At 55.5% G+C, this 391-nt stretch carries 1 rRNA gene; it reads left to right on the forward strand.

The features are described from left to right. A 16S ribosomal RNA gene (locus RM844_RS33295) occupies positions 1 to 391 on the forward strand; the annotation flags it as partial.

Consider the following 391-nt stretch of genomic DNA (forward strand, 5'->3'; position numbering starts at 1 on the left):
AAAGCGTGGGGAGCGAACAGGATTAGATACCCTGGTAGTCCACGCCGTAAACGGTGGGTACTAGGTGTGGGTTTCCTTCCTTGGGATCCGTGCCGTAGCTAACGCATTAAGTACCCCGCCTGGGGAGTACGGCCGCAAGGCTAAAACTCAAAGAAATTGACGGGGGCCCGCACAAGCGGCGGAGCATGTGGATTAATTCGATGCAACGCGAAGAACCTTACCTGGGTTTGACATGCACAGGACGCCAGTAGAGATATTGGTTCCCTTGTGGCCTGTGTGCAGGTGGTGCATGGCTGTCGTCAGCTCGTGTCGTGAGATGTTGGGTTAAGTCCCGCAACGAGCGCAACCCTTGTCTCATGTTGCCAGCACGTAATGGTGGGGACTCGTGAGA

It is taken from the genome of Streptomyces chisholmiae (assembly GCF_031845445.1).
GTDB classification, from domain to species: domain Bacteria; phylum Actinomycetota; class Actinomycetes; order Streptomycetales; family Streptomycetaceae; genus Streptomyces; species Streptomyces chisholmiae.